The 16,090-nt window shown below is 67.3% G+C and carries 16 protein-coding genes and 1 pseudogene; 5 read left to right on the top strand and 12 right to left on the bottom strand.

Annotation, left to right across the window (positions count from 1 at the left end):
• Positions 1-51: 51 nt before the first annotated feature.
• A complete protein-coding gene (locus LO55_RS22330; protein ID WP_071363167.1) occupies positions 52-1,740 on the top strand; it encodes a SulP family inorganic anion transporter in 1,689 nt (562 codons plus the stop codon).
• 2 nt (positions 1,741-1,742) lie between these two features.
• On the opposite strand, the gene LO55_RS22325 is transcribed toward LO55_RS22330, so the two are convergent.
• Positions 1,743-2,372: a 1-acyl-sn-glycerol-3-phosphate acyltransferase gene (locus tag LO55_RS22325; protein WP_071363166.1), complete on the bottom strand. Its 630-nt coding sequence runs from the start codon at positions 2,370-2,372 to the stop codon at positions 1,743-1,745.
• A 192-nt stretch (positions 2,373-2,564) separates the two neighbouring features.
• Between LO55_RS22325 and arsC the strand changes: the two are divergent.
• Positions 2,565-2,909 (top strand): annotated as a pseudogene (gene arsC / locus LO55_RS22320) (arsenate reductase (glutaredoxin)); the annotation flags it as partial.
• A gap of 6 nt (positions 2,910-2,915) precedes the next feature.
• Here arsC and LO55_RS22315 read toward each other — a convergent pair.
• The 7 genes from LO55_RS22315 to LO55_RS22285 form a co-directional block, all read right to left on the bottom strand.
• Complete coding sequence (locus LO55_RS22315; RefSeq protein WP_071363164.1) at positions 2,916-4,199, bottom strand: DUF1565 domain-containing protein; 1,284 nt, start codon at positions 4,197-4,199, stop codon at positions 2,916-2,918.
• A gap of 123 nt (positions 4,200-4,322) precedes the next feature.
• Positions 4,323-4,766: an acyl-CoA thioesterase gene (locus tag LO55_RS22310; protein WP_005669997.1), complete on the bottom strand. Its 444-nt coding sequence runs from the start codon at positions 4,764-4,766 to the stop codon at positions 4,323-4,325.
• Positions 4,767-5,146: 380 nt separating this feature from the next.
• Positions 5,147-5,872 carry a hypothetical protein gene (locus LO55_RS22305; RefSeq protein WP_071363162.1) on the bottom strand — a complete coding sequence of 242 codons (726 nt, stop codon included), beginning with the start codon at positions 5,870-5,872 and terminating at the stop codon, positions 5,147-5,149.
• 7 nt (positions 5,873-5,879) lie between these two features.
• Complete coding sequence (gene pepN, locus LO55_RS22300) at positions 5,880-8,534, bottom strand: aminopeptidase N (protein ID WP_083415509.1); 2,655 nt, start codon at positions 8,532-8,534, stop codon at positions 5,880-5,882.
• Between the two features lie 226 nt (positions 8,535-8,760).
• A complete protein-coding gene (locus LO55_RS22295; protein ID WP_071363160.1) occupies positions 8,761-9,825 on the bottom strand; it encodes an alkene reductase in 1,065 nt (354 codons plus the stop codon).
• Positions 9,826-9,835: 10 nt separating this feature from the next.
• Complete coding sequence (locus tag LO55_RS22290) at positions 9,836-10,132, bottom strand: ArsR/SmtB family transcription factor (RefSeq protein WP_005670005.1); 297 nt, start codon at positions 10,130-10,132, stop codon at positions 9,836-9,838.
• 110 nt (positions 10,133-10,242) lie between these two features.
• Positions 10,243-11,211: a succinylglutamate desuccinylase/aspartoacylase family protein gene (locus LO55_RS22285; protein WP_071363159.1), complete on the bottom strand. Its 969-nt coding sequence runs from the start codon at positions 11,209-11,211 to the stop codon at positions 10,243-10,245.
• Between the two features lie 116 nt (positions 11,212-11,327).
• On the opposite strand from LO55_RS22285, the gene LO55_RS22280 reads away from it, so the two are divergent.
• Together LO55_RS22280 and LO55_RS22275 are read left to right on the top strand one after the other, a co-directional pair.
• Positions 11,328-11,534 carry a hypothetical protein gene (locus LO55_RS22280; protein ID WP_071363158.1) on the top strand — a complete coding sequence of 69 codons (207 nt, stop codon included), beginning with the start codon at positions 11,328-11,330 and terminating at the stop codon, positions 11,532-11,534.
• A complete protein-coding gene (locus LO55_RS22275; protein ID WP_071363157.1) occupies positions 11,535-11,960 on the top strand; it encodes a hypothetical protein in 426 nt (141 codons plus the stop codon).
• On the opposite strand, the gene LO55_RS22270 is transcribed toward LO55_RS22275, so the two are convergent.
• The 3 genes from LO55_RS22270 to LO55_RS22260 all read right to left on the bottom strand — a co-directional run bounded on the left by LO55_RS22270 (position 11,941) and on the right by LO55_RS22260 (position 14,021).
• Complete coding sequence (locus tag LO55_RS22270; RefSeq protein WP_005670010.1) at positions 11,941-12,411, bottom strand: hypothetical protein; 471 nt, start codon at positions 12,409-12,411, stop codon at positions 11,941-11,943. The two genes, LO55_RS22275 and LO55_RS22270, sit on opposite strands and share 20 nt — an antisense overlap.
• Before the next feature lie 103 nt (positions 12,412-12,514).
• Positions 12,515-13,384, bottom strand: a complete 870-nt coding sequence (locus LO55_RS22265; RefSeq protein ID WP_071363156.1) for a pirin family protein — start codon at positions 13,382-13,384, stop codon at positions 12,515-12,517.
• 40 nt (positions 13,385-13,424) lie between these two features.
• Positions 13,425-14,021, bottom strand: a complete 597-nt coding sequence (locus LO55_RS22260; protein ID WP_071363155.1) for an FMN-dependent NADH-azoreductase — start codon at positions 14,019-14,021, stop codon at positions 13,425-13,427.
• Positions 14,022-14,131: 110 nt separating this feature from the next.
• On the opposite strand from LO55_RS22260, the gene LO55_RS22255 reads away from it, so the two are divergent.
• Positions 14,132-15,085, top strand: a complete 954-nt coding sequence (locus LO55_RS22255; protein WP_071363154.1) for a LysR family transcriptional regulator — start codon at positions 14,132-14,134, stop codon at positions 15,083-15,085.
• Here the strand turns inward: LO55_RS22255 and asd are convergent.
• Positions 15,082-15,918, bottom strand: coding sequence for an archaetidylserine decarboxylase (gene asd / locus LO55_RS22250; RefSeq protein ID WP_502554288.1), 837 nt, complete (start codon positions 15,916-15,918; stop codon positions 15,082-15,084). The genes LO55_RS22255 and asd overlap by 4 nt on opposite strands.
• Positions 15,919-16,090 lie beyond the last annotated feature (172 nt).

Here is a 16,090-nt window from a genome sequence, read left to right as displayed (position 1 = left end):
TTGTGCTACGCTAGCGGCCTTTCAAACAGGCAAGACCTCCCAGGGTAATCCATGCTTCAGTGGCTGCGCGAGTACCGGCGCGCCGCGCTGCCGGGCGACATCAGCGCCGGCATCGTGGTGGCGATGATGATGATCCCGCAGGGCATGGCCTATGCGCTGGTGGCCGGACTGCCGCCGGTGGTCGGGATCTACGCCAGCATCTTCCCGCCGCTGCTGTACGCGCTGTTCGGGACCAGCAGCACCCAGTCGGTGGGGCCGATGGCCATCGTGTCGCTGATGACGGCGTCGACGCTCGCGCCGCTGGCCACGCCGGGCACCGGCCTGTATGGCGTGCTTGCGGCCCAGCTGGCGCTGATGTCGGGCCTGGTCCTGCTGGCCTGCGGCCTGCTGCGCATCGGCTTTCTCGCCAATTTCTTTTCGCGCCCGGTGATGAGCGGCTTCACCATCGGCTCGGCGATCGTCATCGCCTGGGGCCAGCTGCGCACCTTGGTCGGCGGCCCGCTCGCGCTGGACCCGACCCAGGATTGGTATGCGCGCTGGCCCAGCATCGCGCTGGGCTTGGGCTCCCTGGCCTTGCTGGTGATGGCGCGCGAGTGGCTGGCGCCGCTGCTGCGCCGGCTGCGCGTCAAGCCCGTCGTGGCCGACATCGCGGCCAAGCTGGCGCCGATGTTCGTGGTGCTGGGCGCGACCGCGCTGGTGCCGCTGCTGGGCCTGGAGGCGCTGGGCGTGGCGACCGTTGGCGCGGTGCCGGCTGGCTTGCCGGGCCTGAACCTGGCCACCTCGAGCGGCCACTGGCAGGCCTTGCTGCAGCCGGCGCTCTTGATCGGCTTCATGGTGTTTTTGATCAGCATGTCCGGCGCGCAGGCGCTGGCGCTCAAGCGCGGCGGCGAGAAGCTGGCCAGCAACCGCGAGCTGGTCGGCCTGGGCGCGGCCAACGTCGGCAGCGCCCTCTCCGGCGGCTTTCCGGTCACCGGCAGCATCTCGCGCTCGGCGGTCAATTTCGCGGCCGGCGCCAATACCCAGCTGGCGAGCATGATCACGGCCGGCCTGCTGGCCCTGGCGCTGGTGGCGCCCACCGGCTGGCTGGCCCTGCTGCCGCTGCCGACGCTGGCCGCGACCATCATCGTGGCGGTGCTGGGCATGCTCGACTGGTCGACCCTGCGCACCGCCTGGCGCTACGACCGCGCCGACGCGCTGGCGCTGCTGGCCACCGCCGGCGGCGTGCTGGCGCTGGGGGTGGAGGCGGGCGTGCTGGTGGGCGTGGCGCTGTCGATGGGCGCGCTGATCTGGCGCGCCAGCCGGCCCCACATCGCGGTGCTGGGCCGCATCCACGGCACCGAACACTTCCGCAATGTCGACCGTTATTCGACCGAGACCACGCCCGGCCTGCTGATGCTGCGGATCGACGCCGGCCTGTTTTTCGGGAACGTGGACGCGGTGAACGAGCGCATCGACGAGGAACTGGCGCAGCATACCGGCACAAGTCATCTGGTGCTGGTGCTGTCGGCGGTGAACGCGATCGACACCTCGGCCCTGTTCGGTCTGGGCGAATTGAACGCGTCGCTGCGCCAGCGCGGCGTGACCCTGCACCTGGCCGAAGTGAAGGGGCCGGTGATGGACCGGCTGCGCGACAGCGACCTGCTGGGCCAGCTCAGCGGGCAGGTGTTCCTGAGCGCGGCGAATGCCTGGGACAGGCTGGCGGGGTCGAGCGCGGCGGGCCGGCCGCAGCCGGCCGCCTGATTTCAGGCGCGCTTGCGCTGCACTTCGTTGTCGTCGCGCGGTGCGAGCCGGATCGGCGCGGCGTTCTCGGGATAGAGGGCGGTGACGTCCCGGTAGACGCCGCGGATCGCTTCCATGTCGGCGTCGACGTCGCCGCTGAGCTCGAGCGTGGCGGTCACGCGCAGCTCTTTCTTCTTGTAATCGAAGCTGACCAGCAGCAGCGGCACGTTGGCGGTGCGCGCCAGGTGATAGAAGCCGCTCTTCCAGTGCGGACCGTAGCCGCGCGTGCCCTCCGGGGTGATGGCGACCCAGCACCAGTCTTCCTTCAGCATCTGCTGGGCCAGCTGGCGCGTGGCGCCCATCGGCGAACTGCGGTCCACTGCGATGCCGCCCCAGTAGCGCATCAGGCGACCCATCGCGCCGCGGAACAGCGAATCCTTGGCCAGCCAGCGAAACGGCAGGTCGAGCGCCCATTTGGCGACCAGGCCGATCGGGAAGTCCCAGTTCGAGGTGTGCGGATAGACCACGACGATGCCGTGCGGACCGGGCAGCGGCTTGAAATGCAGCTTCCAGCCGAACAGCTGCAGCACGCGCAGCGCGGTGCGCTGGCGCAGGGTGGGCAGTGCCTCAGGACGCTGCAGGTAATCGTTCATCGGGTCTCCGGTTGGGCGTAATGGCATGTTGCTACGGGAATTCTGATTACGCTCTAGAAAATGAAGCGTGGGATTCTAGCCGGAGCGGAGAGGGGGGACAAGCAAAAATGCTGGTGTCGGGTATGCGCTGTGGTTATCATGCCGCTGTCTGAACGACAAGCCAATGACAATCCGCCACGACGTGTAATGACAATGGATATCACGATTTATCACAACCCGCGCTGCGGGACCTCGCGCAACACCCTGGCTGCCATCCGCGAGGCCGGCCACGAACCGCAAGTGATCGAGTACCTGGCCAATCCACCGGGCCGCGAGCAACTGGCGCGCCTGATCGCGGATGCCGGCCTGCAGCCGCGCGACGCGGTGCGCCGCAAGGAAGCCCTGTACGCCGAGCTGGGCCTCGACCGGCCGGAGGTGACGGATGCGGCGCTGCTCGATGCGATGGCCGCGCATCCGATCCTGATCGAGCGGCCCTTCGTGGTCACGCCGAACGGCGTGCGCCTGTGCCGGCCGTTCGAGCGGGTGCGCGAAGTCTTGTAAGCCTCAGGATGGCGGCGCCGCCGGCAGCGCCCCGATGTCCGCCTTGCGCATCGGCCGCGCCCCGGTATTGCCGCTGCCGGGCGGCGCCGATTCGGATGGCACGCCCTGTCCGATCGCCGGCGACCCGGGGCGCAGGCGGAAGTCCGGCGTGCCGCTGGCGCTGTACTCGACGAACTGGGGCGGCGCACTGATGCTGCCCACATGCTCGCGGCCGGGCGACAGCTTCCAGTCGTCGCCCGCATTCTGGTACACGAGGTTGTTATGGAAGCTGTTGTGGCGGCCGATCGCCCCTTGTTCGAGGATGCCGTGGTGGTTGTCGTAGACGATGTTGTTGCTGACGTGGGTGTGGTCGTTCGGCCCCTTGCTGTGATAAAAGTCGCCGCCGCCGACGACGATGCCGGTGCCGGAGGCCGCCACGGTATTGCCGCGCACGGTCACGCGGTTGGCGTCGTGCCACAGATGGATGCCGGCGCCGGACACGCGGTAGACGACGTTGCCGCGCACGCTGGCCGTGGTGCTGACGTAGATGCCGTGCATGTAGCGGCAGCCGGGCGGGCCGATGTCGTGCACGTGGTTGCCGGTCACGACCACGTCCACGCCCTTGTAATAGCTGTCGATGCCGATGCCGGAGCCGCCCTTGGGCTCGCACGGCACGTCGTTGCCGATGTGGTGGATGCGGTTGCCGTGCACCCCGTTGTGCGAGCCGCCGTTGTAGATGCCGCTCAGCCATTTCATGCCGCTCTGGTACTGGGTGCCGTCGATCTCGAAGCCGATGATGTCGACGTAGTTACCGCGGTTGTCCCAGGCCGCGCTCTGGCGCGCGTCGAGCGGCGGCACGATCCTGGCGCCCCAGCGCTCGGTGCTCTGGAAGATGATGCGCGCCTCGAGCGTGCCGCTGGTGGGGGTGCGCACGCCGCCCGAATAGATGCCGGGCGCGACGTGCACGGTCGTGCCCGGCGTGACCACCTGGGACGCGCGCGCGAGGGTGCGGAAGGGTTCGGCGCGGGTGCCGGGATTGCTGTCAGAGCCGTTGGGCGCGACATGGAGGTGGGTGCGCACCAGCTCGGGCACCACGAGCTCTTCGTGCCCGCCATCGCGCAGCCGGCAGCCGGCCAGCAATTGCCCCGCCAACAGCGGACAGGCCAGCAGCCAGAACACGCCCAGCTGCATGCGCCGGCGCACGGGCAGGCGCATGAACGGGTGCAGCATCGGGCGAACGTCGGGGCGAACGTCGGGGCGAACGTCGGGGCGAACGTCGGTCAAGACCTCGGGCAGAATCCGGCGCATTGCGTCCTCGTCATTAGAGCAGGTGACGGAACCAGTCTGAGCCTGCCCATGCGAGGGGGATGCCGGATCGATCAAACTCGTCCTTGAGCATGCGCAATGCGCGCACGCCGCGGGACGCCGAAATCAAGCGGTCGGCGCAGCGACCACCACCGGCATATACGTGTCCAGGAACGCGGCCGGCATGCGGCGCGGCCGGCCGCTGCCGATCTCGATGCAGACCAGTTCCCAGCGCCCGCGCAGCACGGTGGCGCCGTCGCTGTCGCGCACTAGCTGGAAGCGGCGCTCCATCGTCAGCTTGCCGTCGCCGCCGACCAGCCAGGTGGCCAGGCTCAGCGCCTCGCCTTCCACGGTGGGCAGCAGGTACGCGTAATCGCCGCGCCGGATCGCCATCGCGCGGTCCAGGCGCCGGTAGTCGTCCAGCGACAGGCCCAGCCCTTCCGAATGGGCCCAGCCGGCCTGTTCGCACCAGCGCACGTAGACGGCGTTGTTGGTGTGGTTCAGGCCATCGATGTCGCCGGCCTGCGGCATGACCGGCAGGATGAACGGTTGCGGATAATCCCAGTCCAAAGTTGTGTCCTCTGCAAGCGCGGCCGGGGCCGCGAACCTGGGCATTATATGTTCACGATGATCCTGCTGCTGTACCTGCAACAGAACCTCGACGTCACGCTGGCGAGCAGCAGCCTGCGCGGCGAGTTCGCCAGCAGCGCCGCATGCGAGGAAGCCGCCGTCCGCTTGCGCGGCGCGCTGCCCACGCCACAAGGCTACGCCGCCGCATGGCATGACGCGTTGTGCGTGCCGATCGCGCGCGGGGTCAAGGTGCGTGTGGGCGCGCCGCTCGACCTGGGAGCGCTGCTGCGCGAACTTCCGCCGGCAGAGTGCGGGGCCGACGGTGCCTGGCGCAGGGTGGCGGAACTGTGCGTTCCACCGCCGACGCCGACGAGCGGAGTTCAGTCGCGCTTGAACTCGGCCTGGGAGGGACAGGGCACGAGGCCGGCGATACCGCCGCCGCCGGGCTTGTCGAACAGGACCGCGCCGCCGCCCTCGGCGCCGAACATGCTCGGACGCACGCCGCCACCCGTGCGGCAGTAATATTTACCATTCTTGCGGAAGCGGTAGACGATGGTGCCGTCGGGGGATGTGTAGCTCTCCGAGGTCTGCGTGAGTGAGCTGTCCTTGCGGGCGCCCTCGACGGCGCTGGCAAAGCGCTTCCATGGCGTGTCGGTCGGTTCGAGTGGAGCCAGCTTGCCTTTGCGTAGGTCGTGATCGGCGCTGCCGGCGGCACGCCTGGCGCGGCCGGCCAGCGTGGCTTCTTCGGATGCGGCATCGTCTTGCGGCGCGGGCTGCGCCAGCGGGTCGGGATAGGCTTCAGCGGCAGACTCCGCTAACGGGGCAATGGCAGGAGCGGTCGTGACAGGCTGCGCTTCGACCGGAGGGCGTGCCGGCGAGCGAGCAGAGGAACGGGGAATCGGAGCGGGTGGTGAGGATTCGGGGGCAGGCGGCGGCACCAGCACCGGCACCACGAGGAATTCACGCAGCGCCGGCACGATGGACGGTAACGCCCGCACGCTGGTGGCGTCAAACCACCACCATGCGAGCAGCAGGTGCGCGCCGAGCGTGGCCGCCAGCGGCCAACCCGGCGCGCGGCGCGGCATCAGGCCGGCGTCCGCGCGCATCGAGCGCTTACTTCGGCGCCGTCATCGCCGCCTTGATCGCCACGCAGCGCTGTTCGTCCTGCAGGGTGTCCAGCAACGAGCGGCGGGTGAACGCCGACAGGTCCTTCATCCCGTCGGCGGCGCGGCTCAGGCGCTGCACGCTGTGCGGCGTGCACGCGGTCGGGATCATGGTGGTGGCGTAGGCGCGCATATAGACCGGGCCGGCCGCCTTGTCGATCGCCGGCAGGCGTGCCAGGCGCGCATCGGCCTCGAGCTCGCTCAGCTGGCCCTGTTCGGCCGGGAACACGCTGCCCATCGCCGTGCGGATGCGCGAGAACGGCAGCGGCGTCTTGAGGTCTTCGATCTTCCCGACCCATTCTGCCTTGACCTTCGGATCCGGACGCGATGCGGTGGCCGCCACCGCCGCCACCTGGCCGGCGTCGGATTTGTCGCGCGCGCTTTCCGCCGCGACCAGCGCGTCGGCGCCGGGGTGATTGTAGCGGTTGAGGTGGGCGATGATCGACCAGCGCATTTCCTGGGTGAGCTGCAGGCCGGCGGCGTCGACCTTGCCGTCGAGGATGCCGGCCAGGCGCGCCAGCGCCTCGGGGCTCGACGCCACGCTCACGTAGAGATTGAACCAGCGGCGCTGGACGTCGGCGTCGGCCTTGTGCGCCAGCACGCCGTCCCAGGCCATCTTCTCCAGGGCTGCATAGGTCTGCTTCGCATACGCGCTGTCGAGGCGCATGGCGTCGAGGTAGGCCTTCGACTGGACGACCTTGCCCAGTACGTCGCCGAGCAGGGTGTAGTCCTTCTCTTGCGGCGCATTGTTCAGGGCCACGGTGATGAAGTCGTTCAGCGGCAGCTGGGCGTCGCGCACGCTGTCCCACAGGCTTTGCCACAGCATGGCGCGCAGCAGCGGATCGTCGACCTGCGACAATTTCGTGCGCGCGGTATCGAACGAGCGGGCGTCCAGCTGGACTTTCGCATAGCCCCAGTCCTGGTAGTTCGGGTAGACGAGGTCAGGGCAGGCCGCGCCGTCCAGATCCTTGACCGCGGTGCTGGCGCCCTTGTAGGTCACCGGCACGTTCTTGACCAGGGACAGCTTGCCGCCGTCGATCTTGAAGGCGGCCACCTGCACCCGCTGTTCGCGCAGGGTCGGCAGCTCCTTGCTCGGCGCGGCTTGCGTGAGGGTGAAGTCCTTGATCTTGCCGTTGCTGCAGCTGTAGTTGGCCGCGATCGTGTTCACGCCGGCGTGGTACAGCCACTCTTTCGTCCAGCCCGACAGGTCGCGTCCGGCGGTCCTGGCCAGCGTATTGATGAAGTCATCGAGGGTGGCGTTCTGCCACGAATACTTGACCAGGTAGTTGTGCACACCCTTGCGGAACACTTCCTCGCCCAGCAGGTGGCGCAGCTGCTTGAGGGCGGCGCCGCCTTTCGAATAGGTGATGGCGTCGATATTGTCGAAGGCGTTGGCGGACGACGGCACCGGCACCTCGATCGGGTGGGTGCTCGCGGTCTGGTCCTGGATGTAGGCGCGCTGCTTGCCGGTCTGGTAGAACTTCTGCCACGAATCCTTGAACTCGGTCGACTCGGCGGTGGCCAGGATGCCCATGAAGGAAGCGAAGCTTTCGTTCAGCCACAGGCCGTTCCACCACTTCATGGTGACCAGGTTGCCGAACCACTGGTGCGCCATCTCGTGCATGATCACTTCGGTCATCGACTGCTTCTGGTCGGCCGTCATGTTGGCCACGCCGTAGCGCGCTTCGGCGAAGGTGATGGCGCCGGCGTTTTCCATCGCGCCGTACAGGAAGTCGGGCACGATCAGCTGGTCATACTTCTCGAACGGGTAGGGGATGCCGAAATACTCTTCGAAGAAGGTCATGCCGGCCTTGGTCTGGCGGAACCAGTCGGCCGGAACCACCTGCTTGGCCAGCGACTGGCGCGCGAACAGGCGCATCGGGTACTTGCCGCTATTGTCTTCCCAGACCTGGTAAGGACCGGCGTGCAGCGAGAAGTTGTAGGGGCTCAGGCGCTTCGTCTGCTTGAAGGTCCAGCGGCGGTTGGCGCCGGCGTCATCGATCCTGGTCTCGCGGGTGGTGGTGACCACGTGCCAGTCCTTCGGCGCGGTGACGCTGACGGTATAGCTGGCCTTCAGGTCGGGCTGGTCGAACAGCGGGAACATCTGCTGGGCCGCCACCGGCTCGAAGTGCGAATACGTGTACACCCGGCCGTCGGCCGGGTCGACCATGCGGTGCAGGCCTTCGCCATTGGTGCTGTGCAGGCGCTCGTAGGCGACGGTGACGGTGTTGCGGCCCTTGGCCAGATGCGCCGGGTCGATCGTGATGAACCAGTTGTTGTAGCGCGCCTGGACCGGCTTGCCGTTGACGCTGACCGACTTGACGGTGGCCTTGTTGAGGTCGAGGGTGACCGCGGAATGCGTGTCCTTGAGGTCGAAGGTGACGGTCGTGGTGCCGGCGAAGGTTTCCTTGCCGGTCAGGGTAAAGTCCAGCACATAGTCCACGTTCGCGATGCGCGCGGAACGGGCGAACGCATCGGCCTGCGAGAGGAAGGCGGTTTCGGCGCGGGCCGGGGCTTGTTGTGCCGGTGCGGCGTGAACGGCGCCGCCGAAGACGAAGGCGGAAGCGATGGCGACGGCCATCACGCGGTGTGCGGGAAAGTTCACTGAATATCCTCTCTCGGGTGGGCGCATCTGGGTGCGCGAAATGTCAATCGCGCAAGAATAGCACTAACGTTCCACGCTGGACACCTGTTGGAGAGATTGCGTACTCTCGGCATGCGGATTCGATGCCGGTGTCAATACGAAGAAACGGGACCGCGAAGGTCCCGTCGAAAGAGGCGCCGCCGCTTCGCCGGCGACAGGGCAGCGAAGCGGTGGCGAAAACGAAAAATCAGGCGGCCTGTTCCAGCGTCGGGTAGTCGGTATAGCCGACCGCGCCCGGATGGTAGAAGGTGTCGGTGTTCGGCTCGTTGAGCGGCGCCTTCAGTTGCAGGCGCTTCGGCAGGTCCGGATTGGCGATGAACAGCTGGCCCCACGACACCGCGTCGGCGCTGCCGCTGGCGATCAGTTCCTCTGCCTGTTCGCGGGTCAGCTGCTGGTTGGCGATCCAGACGCCGCCGAACTCCTTCTTGATCATCGGGCCCAGCGCGTCCGGACCTTGCCCTTCGCGGGTGAAGATGAAGGCGATCTTGCGCTTGCCCAGTTCGCGCGCCACGTAGCCGAAAGTCTCGGCCGGGGTCGAGTCGCCCATATCGTGCGAATCGCGCGCCGGCGCCAGGTGCATGCCGACGCGGTCGGCGCCCCAGACCTCGATGCAGGCGTCGGTCACTTCCAGCATCAGGCGCGCGCGGTTCTCGATCGGGCCGCCATAGGCGTCGGTGCGCTTGTTGGTGGAATCCTGCAGGAACTGGTCGAGCAGGTAGCCGTTGGCGCCATGGACTTCGACGCCGTCGAAACCCGCCTTCTTGGCGTTCTCGGCGCCCTTGCGGTAGGCGGCGACGATGCCGGCGATTTCATCGGGTTCGAGCGCGCGCGGGGTGACGTAGGGACGCTTCGGACGAAGCAGGCTCACGTGGCCTTCCGGCTGGATCGCCGACGGCGCGACCGGCAGCTCGCCATCCAGGAAGGACGGATCGGAGATGCGGCCCACGTGCCACAGCTGCAGGAAGATGCGGCCACCGGCCTTGTGCACGGCCTCGGTGACGATCTTCCAGCCCTCGACCTGTTCGTCGGACCAGATGCCCGGCGTATCAGCGTAGCCCACGCCCATCGGGGTCACCGACGTCGCTTCGGACAGGATCAGCCCGGCCGACGCGCGCTGCACATAGTATTCGGCCATCAGCGCATTCGGCACGCGTGCGCCGCCATCGGCGCGCGAGCGGGTCAACGGCGCCATGACGATGCGGTTCGGCCATTCGAGGGCGCCCACCTTGATCGGGTCAAACATTGTAGTCATCGGGTTATTCCTAAAGTCCGTCGTTCAGTTGTGCGAGAAAGGCCTGGATCGCCTCCTCGTTCCGTTGGATGAAAATCCATTGCCCGACGCGGCGCGTGTTCACGAGCCCGGCGCGCTGCAGGGTGGCCAGGTGCGCCGACACCGTCGATTGCGACAGTCCGGTTTTCTGGTCGATCAGCTTGCAGCACACACCCATCTCGAGCGGATGTTCCTGCTCGATGAAGTGCTGCTGCGGCTCCTTGAGCCACTGCAGGATCTGGCGCCGCACCGGGTTGGCCAGGGCCTTGTGGATCGCGTCGATGTCCATGGGTTTCCTTATATCGGGTTCTTTCGATCCGAATATCGTCATCTTACGATATTCAAGAAATGTTTGCTGGCGACGGTGCGAAATCCCCGATCGAAGGTGGCGACGACGCCTTACTCGCGGCCGAAAGTCGTGTTCGGGCGGGTGAGGTAGTACCACTCGGTGTTGGCGGCGGCGTTGGCGGCCGGGAACAGGATGCGCCCGCCGAATTCAGCCACCACCGGCGTGCCGTCGGCGCGGTGGCCGAGCAGCTCGCCTTCGCTCACCGGGTCGAAACTCTTCCACGGGCGGACAAAAGCGTCGTCCGCATGCAGTTTGTCGTGCACCACGACCATCGACAGCGCTTCCATCTCGTCGAAGGCGACCGGTTCCGGATCCGCGGCGGCGATCAAGCCCAGGTGGGCCAGCGTGTTCATGATGGCGCGGTAGGCGACGTCCGGCGCGGCCGGATCGTCGTGCTGCCCGCATTCCAGGGTCAGCGCGTAGCCGCCGGTGCTGCGCATGTACTCGGTGGTGCCGACGCCGTAGCGCAGCACGGTTTCCAGTTCATCGGCGCTGCGGCTGCGGCGCTGCACGCCGTCGCCATAGGTCGCCAGCCAGCCGTCGACGAAGCGGCGCACGCCCAGGCGGCGCGCCCAGGCGCGTTCCTTGGCGGCGTGGCGGAACGGCTGCAGGGCGCCGTCGTTGTCGAGCGGCCCGACCATCACGAACGGCTCGCCGGTGGCGGCGAAGGAATGCAGGTCGAGCAGCACGTCGTGCTGGCCGAGCAGGGGGCACAGCCAGTTGGCGACCTGGTCCTCGAAGTCCAGCGGCTTGTCTTTCGGGAACAGGTCGCGGTTCAGGTTGCGGTCGCCGTTGCGGGTGTTCTGCGCGTAGGCCAGCGGATTGACGATCGGGACGAAGGTGACGCTGCCTGCCGCGATGTGAAGAAGGCCGCTGTCGATTTCTTCCATGACCCGCTGGATCGCCTTGGTGCCGCACACCTCGTTGCCATGGGTCGCGCCCATGATGATGACGCGCGGGCCGGCCTGAAGGCCGGTGTAGTTGATGGATTTGAATTGGTACTGGCGGGGGGAAGTCATGGGTAGCGTAGGCCGGAGAAAAAAGGTGGCGACATTCTATCGGTAAAAGTGCAAGTGATACTATCCCCTGGAGCGAGGCCGACATGCGGTGTCGCTGCCGATCCGAAAGGAGCCATATGAAGCGACGGAAGACCGGGGCGCTGCTTGGGTTGCTGCTGCTTGCCGGCGCGGCCCAGCCGGCGCTGGCCTGCCGTTTCCTGCCGCAGCGGTCAAGCGCACACGAGCAGGTTGCGCGCGCCAACGACGTCTCGCTCGTCATGGCGGTGCGCGCGACGCCCAGGCCCGGGGCCGCGCCAGATCGCCCACGCGACACGCCGGCCTAAATGATGCCCTATCTGGGCTGGAATCCGGCGACCGGGCATAGCGGCCCCGCGAATCGGGACGACGAACGATACCTGGCGCAATACCCGGTCGAGTACGAATTCGTGGTCGAGAAGCGCTGGCGCGGCGCGGACCGCGCGACTTTCACGCTCATGGGTGTCTCGCCGCCGACCGCCTTCCATGACCCGGGACCCGAAGCCGACCAGAGCCGCGAGGAATTCTGGGAGGCCGGAGGCGGCCGCTACGCCCGGATGCACCTCTGCAGCATCGAACCCTGGTTCGTCGTCGGCGAACGGTATCTCATATTCGTCGGGCATCCGGTCACTGCGCGCAGTTACGAGCACGTCGCGACCATCGAGGGCCGGGCAAACCCCGACGACAAATGGCTGGCCTATGTCGAGGAGCGGCTCAGCCCTGCGCCTCGATAACGCCGAACCCGGCCGGCGCGTCGCCCAGATAGGCCAGCACCGCATGCGCCTGGATATTGGCGTCGTACTGGGCGTTGGCCGCGATCGCGGCGCGCAATCCCGGCACGATGTCCGGCGTATGCGGCTGACGATAAGCCTTGATCAACAGGTGCACCAGGTCGGCCGGCGCATCGGCGCGGCGCAGGCGCGATTCGATGATGGACAGCAGCGCGCGCTGCATGCGCGGGGTGGGATTGCGGATCTCGCCGAACACATAGGGCGTGTTGGCGATCGCGGCGCAGACGATGCTCTCCATCCGGTCGGCCTTGTAGTCGGACGGGATGTCGAAATACGCCTTGTTCCAGCGGGTGTGCGGATAGGCGTGGCCGGGCGGGAAGCGGTCGGCGTTTTCCAGGCCCATGGCCCGGCTTGCGCGCGACCACAGGTCGCCGAGGGTGTCCAGCAGTGCCATTACGAGATGTCTTGCGCTTGTGTCATCCCGCGAGTGTAGCGCATGGCCGGGAACCTCGCATAGGGGGCAGCAGGGCGGTTGGGGGCGCCCTGCTGCCGGTCGTTCACGCAAACCTGCCGGCGCGGAAATCCTCGACCGCCTGCTGCAGCTCGGCCTGGGTATTCATCACGAACGGACCATACTGCGCGATCGGCTCGTTCAGCGGCCGTCCGGCCAGCACCAGCAGCCGGGTCGGCGCCAGGGCCTTGATGCGTACGCCGTCGGCGCCGGGCGCATTGTCGAGGATCGCCATGCGCGCCTGGCCGACGCCCTTGCCCTCGATGACGGCCTCGCCGCGGAACACGTAGACGAAGGCATTGTGGCCGGCCGGGATCGGCTGCTCGAACGTCACGCCGGCCGGGATCTCCAGGTCGAGGTAGAGCGGCTCGGTATGCGCGCGCTGCACGGCCCCGGTCACGCCGTGGGTGCTGCCGGCGATCACCTGCACCGTCACGCCATCGTCCAGCGTAAAGCGCGGCACTTCCTCGAGCGGGATGTCGCGGTACCAGGGTTCGATCATCTTGTCGCTGGCGGGCAGGTTCAGCCACAGCTGGAAGCCTTCCATCAGGCCCTCGTTCTGCTCCGGCATCTCGGAGTGGATCACGCCGCGGCCGGCCGTCATCCACTGCACGCCGCCATCGGTGATCATGCCTTCGTTGCCGGCGCTGTCGCGGTGGCGCATGCGGCCGGCCAGCATATAGGTGATGGTCTCGAAGCCGCGGTGCGGGTGCTCCGGGAATCCGGCGATGTAGTCGCCCGGCTTGTCGCTGCCGAAGGCGTCGAGCATCAGGAACGGATCCAGGCGGCGCTGCAGGGGACCGGTCAGCACGCGGTTGATCTTCACGCCCGCGCCGTCCATCACGAACTGGCCGTTGATGATGCGCTCGACGCCGCGCGTTTTCTGGATGGGGGTGGTGGCAACTGCGGTGTTCATGCTGTTCTCCTGTTGGTTGCGCCGCCTGGCGGGCGGCAGATTACGCCAGTGCTGCCTCAATTGCCGCGTTGGCCGCGGCCTGGCCCTTGGCCACGGCCTCCGGACCCATCGCCATGCCCGACGAATAGATGAAGGTGTGGTCGTTCAGGCCGAGGAAGTTCAGCAGGGCGCGCATCTGCGGCACCTGCGGGTCGGCCGCTTCGTCGTAGACGCCGCCGCGGGCCGCGGCCACGTACACCTTCTTGTTCTTCAGCAGGCCTTCCGGACCGGTCTCGGTATAGCGGAAGGTCACGCCGGCGCGGGCGACCGCGTCGAACCAGCTCTTCAGTTGCACCGGCATCGAGAAGTTGTACATCGGGGCGCCCAGCACGATCACGTCCGCCGCCTGCGCTTCAAGGATCAGCGCGTCATCCAGGGCGACGCGCGCCGCCTGTTCCGGACTGCGTTGCTCGGCCGGGGTGAACAGGGCGCCGACGGCGGCGCCGTCCAGCAGCGGGTGCGGCTGGGCGCCGAAGTCGCGACGCACGACGGTCGCGCCCGGGTTGGCGGCGGTCAGCTTGTCGACGATCTGCTGGGTGACGCGGGTCGATTCCGATGCGTCGCCGCGAACGCTGGTGGTGATGTGCAGGATGTTCATGGTAAGCCCCTTCGTTTTGGTGGAGAGTTTCGATGGGGACACTTTAGCAATTCCAAAATCAGTCCGGAAGCCAGTAGAATGGATAACATTATTCTGCTGATGGGACAATCATGGACGTGGAACCGAATGACTTGCTGCTGTTCGCGCGGATCGTCGAGTCGGGCAGCTTTACCCGCGCCGCCGAACGCGTCCACCTGCCCAAGTCGACCGTCTCGCGCCGCCTGGCGCTGCTCGAGACGACCCTGGGCGAACGCCTGCTGCAGCGCACGACCCGCAAGCTGGTGGTCACCGAATTCGGCGCCAGCCTGTACGAACACGCGCGCCGCCTGGCCGACGAAGTCGACGCCGCCGGCGCGCTGGCCCAGCACCGCCAGGGCGAACCGAGCGGCAAGCTGCGCATCTCGGCGCCGGGCGACTTCGCCAACAGCGGCCTGAACGAAGTCATCGCGCGCTTCCTGGAGCGCTATCCGGCGGTCAGGCTCGAGATGGACCTGACGCCGCGCCGGGTCGACCTGGTGGCGGAAAATTTCGACATCGCGATCCGCATGGGCGACCTGCCGAACGACGCGACCCTGAGCGCGCGCCCGATCACGCTCGAGCAGCCCGGCCTGTACGCGGCGCCGAGCTACCTGGCGCGGCGCGGCATTCCCGAGCATCCCGACGATCTCGACGCGCATGACGTGCTGTGCATCCTGAGCCGCACCGGTGGCGCCGCGCCGTGGACGCTGGTGCGCGGGAAGCTGCGCTGGGAGCGCGCGCTCAACGCGCGGCTGACGGCGAATTCGCCCGACCTGCTGGCGCGCATCGCCTCGCGCGGCGCCGGCATCGCGCTCAGCTCGACGCTGTTTGCCCAGCCCTATATGCAGACCGGTGAACTGGTGCGGGTGCTGCCCGAATGGGACATGCCGACCGCCAACGGCTGGGCGGTCTTCCCGAGCCGTAAGCTGATGCCGGCCAAGACCCGGGCCTTCCTGGAGATGATCGAATCGGCGTGCACCGAGAAGGGCCATAGCCCGCATGCCGCGGTGGCCGCCTTCAGGGCGCGCGCGGCGCTGGAGGACTAGGAGGTGAGCGGCCGCTCGCCCATTGGTTCGCCCAGGCGCACCTTGCCTTCCGGCGCCCAGGCCGGATCGAAGGCGATGGCGCCGCGCTGGAACAGCATCACGACGGTCGAGCCGAGCAGGAAGCGGCCCATTTCCTCGCCCTTCTTCAGGGTGACCTGGCCCGGCTCGTAGTTCCACTCGCAGATGCGCGGCATGCGCGGCGGATTGACCACGCCATGCCAGACGGTGGCCATGCTGCCGACGATGGTCGCGCCGACCAGGGTCATCACGAAGGGCCCGAATTCATCGTTCTCGAACACGCACACAACGCGCTCGTTGCGCGCGAACAGGCCCGGCACGCCGCGCGCCGTGGTCGGGTTCACCGAGAACAGCTTGCCCGGCACATAGATCATGCGCGTCAGGCGCGCGTCGCACGGCATGTGGATGCGGTGGTAGTCCTTCGGGCTCAGGTAGACGTTGGCGAAGTGGCCGTGCTGGAAGTGCGCGGCCAGCGTCTGGTCGCCGCCGACCAGTTCGCTTGTTGTGAACTTGTGGCCCTTGGCCTGGAAGATCTGGTGGTCGTCGATGTCGCCGAACTGGCTGATGGCGCCGTCGACCGGGCACACATAGTCGCTGGCCGCGATCGGGCGCACGCCGTCGCGCAGCGGGCGGGTGAAGAACTCGTTGAAGCTGGGGTAGCTGGCGATGTCCGGATTGGCCGCCTCGCTCATGTCGACGCCGTACTTGCCCACGAACCAACGGATCAGGCTGGTCGTCATCGACCCTCCCTTATGACCGGCGACGCGGCCGGCAAGGTTGGTCATCGCCTGCTTTGGCATGACGTATTGCGGCAAGACTTTTATACGGGACACGGACGATCGCCTTTCTTCGAAAAGTGCGCATTATAACGGGCGTACACTATAGTACTGCCAAATGGAAATGGCATTTCCATTGCAAGCCTTTGGTCGAGTGTACTCCAGGCGGCGCCGCAGTGGCGGACGCTGGCGCTGGTCGTTTCTCGCCCGG

The sequence above is a fragment of the Massilia timonae genome (assembly GCF_001866515.1).
GTDB classification, from domain to species: domain Bacteria; phylum Pseudomonadota; class Gammaproteobacteria; order Burkholderiales; family Burkholderiaceae_D; genus Telluria; species Telluria timonae.
Note: the sequence above shows the minus strand (reverse complement) of the source record. Positions and strands in the feature narration are given on the sequence as shown.

What these genes read in the sequence shown, in the direction of transcription:
- LO55_RS22315 (WP_071363164.1), bottom strand. Translation starts at nt 4,199, where the DNA reads ATGCGCCGGATTCTGCCCGAGGTCTTGACCGACGTTCGCCCCGACGTT.
- LO55_RS22270 (WP_005670010.1), bottom strand. Translation starts at nt 12,411, where the DNA reads ATGGCACTGCTGGACACCCTCGGCGACCTGTGGTCGCGCGCAAGCCGG.
- LO55_RS22280 (WP_071363158.1), top strand. Translation starts at nt 11,328, where the DNA reads ATGAAGCGACGGAAGACCGGGGCGCTGCTTGGGTTGCTGCTGCTTGCC.
- LO55_RS22325 (WP_071363166.1), bottom strand. Translation starts at nt 2,372, where the DNA reads ATGAACGATTACCTGCAGCGTCCTGAGGCACTGCCCACCCTGCGCCAG.
- LO55_RS22275 (WP_071363157.1), top strand. Translation starts at nt 11,535, where the DNA reads ATGATGCCCTATCTGGGCTGGAATCCGGCGACCGGGCATAGCGGCCCC.
- LO55_RS22265 (WP_071363156.1), bottom strand. Translation starts at nt 13,384, where the DNA reads ATGAACACCGCAGTTGCCACCACCCCCATCCAGAAAACGCGCGGCGTC.
- LO55_RS22260 (WP_071363155.1), bottom strand. Translation starts at nt 14,021, where the DNA reads ATGAACATCCTGCACATCACCACCAGCGTTCGCGGCGACGCATCGGAA.
- LO55_RS22330 (WP_071363167.1), top strand. Translation starts at nt 52, where the DNA reads ATGCTTCAGTGGCTGCGCGAGTACCGGCGCGCCGCGCTGCCGGGCGAC.
- LO55_RS22285 (WP_071363159.1), bottom strand. Translation starts at nt 11,211, where the DNA reads ATGACTTCCCCCCGCCAGTACCAATTCAAATCCATCAACTACACCGGC.
- LO55_RS22255 (WP_071363154.1), top strand. Translation starts at nt 14,132, where the DNA reads ATGGACGTGGAACCGAATGACTTGCTGCTGTTCGCGCGGATCGTCGAG.
- LO55_RS22290 (WP_005670005.1), bottom strand. Translation starts at nt 10,132, where the DNA reads ATGGACATCGACGCGATCCACAAGGCCCTGGCCAACCCGGTGCGGCGC.
- LO55_RS22305 (WP_071363162.1), bottom strand. Translation starts at nt 5,872, where the DNA reads ATGCGCGCGGACGCCGGCCTGATGCCGCGCCGCGCGCCGGGTTGGCCG.
- LO55_RS22295 (WP_071363160.1), bottom strand. Translation starts at nt 9,825, where the DNA reads ATGACTACAATGTTTGACCCGATCAAGGTGGGCGCCCTCGAATGGCCG.